The following is a 1973-nucleotide window of genomic DNA, read 5'->3' as shown; positions in this document are numbered from 1 at the left end:
GTGCATTTACAATGCGGACAAAATCGAGATAGGTGATTTTTCCAGGATTGACGATTTTTGTGTGATCTCGGGAAGCGTAAAAATTGGTCGGTACAATCACATCACGCCAATGTGTCTCGTCGCCGGAGGTATTCCTGGTATCGTCATGGACGATTTTTGTACATTGGCATATGGCGTAAAAGTCTTTTCGCAATCGGACGATTATAGCGGCGAGACATTGACCAACTCTCTCGTCCCGAAAAAATTCAAGAACGAGAAATTTTCCGCTGTTCGACTCGGCAGACATGTCATTGTGGGAGCGGGGTCGGTTATTTTCCCGGGTGTTGAGATATCAGAAGGTTGTTCTATAGGCTCAATGGCATTAGTCACCAGGTCGACTGAGGCATGGGGGATATATGCCGGCGTGCCAGCGAAGCTTATAAAACAACGCAAAAAAGATTTGCTGAAACTCGAAGTCGAATTTTTAAGTGAGCAAAAAAATGATCCCATTTAACAAGCCCCCATATACTGGTAATGAAGATCAGTACGTTCTCCGTGCCATGCGCAGTGGTAAAATGTCGGGAGATGGTGAGTTCACTGCTTTGTGCCATCAGTGGTTTGAGAAAACGTTGGGCTGCGCCAAGGCGCTATTGACGCCTTCCTGTACTCAGGCATTGGAAATGGCCGCAATTCTCATCGATATTCAGCCTGGTGATGAAGTCATCATGCCAAGCTATACCTTTGTTAGTACGGCAAACGCCTTTGTACTGCGAGGGGCGAAAATCGTGTTTGTCGACATTCGCCCAGACACAATGAACATTGATGAAACCCTGATTGAGGGTGCTATTACATCTCGGACCAAGGCGATCGTGCCTGTGCATTATGCAGGCGTCGCTTGCGAGATGGATACAATAATGGATATTGCCAAGCGCAATGGTTTGTTTGTAATAGAGGACGCTGCTCAGGGAATGATGTCCACCTACAAGGGGCGTCAACTGGGTTCTATTGGTCACATGGCTGCCTTTAGTTTTCACGAAACAAAAAACTTTACAAGTGGTGGTGAAGGAGGGTTGTTGATTATTAATGATGCTCGTTTCGTTGCCCGCGCAGAAATAATCCGGGAAAAAGGGACAAATCGGAGTCAGTTCTTTCGAGGGATGATTGATAAATATACATGGGTAGATGTAGGAAGCAGTTATCTTCCTGGTGAGCTGCAGGCGGCTTATTTGTATGGTCAGTTAGAGCGTTGTGAATATATCAATTCTGCACGTCTTGCCCTATGGGCAAAGTACCATGAGCATTTTAAAGCTTATGAAAATAAGGGAGTTGTTGATCTCCCTGTGATACCGGACGGCTGTGTTGCGAATGCCCATATGTATTATATCAAGGTGAAGGATATTGATGTCCGCACAGCAGTGCTGAGTAAACTAAAAGACGCTGGTATTGGTGCTGTATTTCATTATATTCCTTTGCATTCGGCACCTGCTGGAAAAAAGCTTGGTGTATTTTCCGGTGATGATAAGTTTACCACCCGTGAAAGTGAGCGCCTTATTCGCTTGCCTCTCTGGTTAGGTATGAATACTGATGAGGAAAATGAGGTCAAGAGCCAAGTAACTGCAGCGATTATGTCCTGTGTCGCGTAACGAGTGCAGCGACAAGCTTCAGTATCGGAAAGCTGTTTCCAGCGCCGTATTGACGACTCTTGCCCAGGCTTCAAAAATAGTTGTTGGCTTTCTGATTCTAAAGCTAATCGCTCTATATTTGGGGCCGGACGGGCTGGGGAAGCTTGGCCATTTTATGAGCCTGACTTCGATACTCGCTCTGCTGGCTGGCGGAGGTATCACTCATGGCGTTATAAAGTATTCTGCTGAATACAGAAATGACAAGTTTAATCTCTATAGGCTTTTGAGTACTGCCTCGGCTTTTGCATTTGTCTTTTCTGTTTTTTTTGCTTTGTTGTTTTTGCTTTTTTCTCATTCGATATCAGTGTTCAT

2 protein-coding genes and 1 pseudogene are annotated in these 1973 nt (G+C 45.2%); all 3 read left to right on the top strand.

Annotation, left to right across the window (positions count from 1 at the left end; all coding sequences use genetic code 11):
• The coding region (locus ACXRVY_RS26340) for an acyltransferase (RefSeq protein WP_458238658.1) at nt 1-493 on the top strand (493 nt) is incomplete at its 5' end.
• Nucleotides 480-1622 carry a dTDP-4-amino-4,6-dideoxygalactose transaminase gene (rffA, locus tag ACXRVY_RS26335; RefSeq protein ID WP_223462474.1) on the top strand — a complete coding sequence of 381 codons (1143 nt, stop codon included), beginning with the start codon at nt 480-482 and terminating at the stop codon, nt 1620-1622. The genes ACXRVY_RS26340 and rffA, both read left to right, overlap by 14 nt.
• Nucleotides 1612-1973 (top strand): annotated as a pseudogene (locus ACXRVY_RS26330) (hypothetical protein); the annotation flags it as partial. The gene rffA and the pseudogene ACXRVY_RS26330, both read left to right, overlap by 11 nt.

The organism is Pseudomonas sp. P5_A2_2 (assembly GCF_054177685.1).
This window is presented reverse-complemented; position numbering and strand designations above follow the sequence as displayed.